This is a genomic window from Ochrobactrum sp. SFR4 (genome assembly GCF_019730395.1).
In the GTDB taxonomy this organism is placed as follows: Bacteria; Pseudomonadota; Alphaproteobacteria; order Rhizobiales; family Rhizobiaceae; genus Pseudochrobactrum.
The window spans coordinates 1-257 of record NZ_JAAPBB010000996.1 but is presented as its reverse complement, the minus strand read 5'-3'; the positions used below and the strand labels follow the sequence as shown (position 1 = coordinate 257).

The following is a 257-nucleotide window of genomic DNA, read 5'->3' as shown; positions in this document are numbered from 1 at the left end:
GCAATCACTCTGCCCTGACCATCAAAACTAACAAGCCCTTCATAGAGATCCCGTAATATGTAACCTTCATTCACAGTTGTTGTATGATGTTGATCCAGTGAGGCCGGATCAGTGCCACTATCACGGTTGAGAACAGTATCCGCTAGAGCATTTGCAGCGAGTGAGAACAAGCAGGTGCATGCAAGTAATAAGCGGCGATACATGGAATCCTCCTCTATATGATGTGGCTTTTTTGAAAAAGCCGTAGGATGATTTCA

Annotated in this window: 1 pseudogene; it reads right to left on the bottom strand. The window is 44.7% G+C overall.

Annotated elements, in window-relative coordinates:
- Positions 1–203, bottom strand: a pseudogene (locus HBA93_RS22085) (peptide ABC transporter substrate-binding protein); the annotation flags it as partial.
- Positions 204–257: the final 54 nt, after the last annotated feature.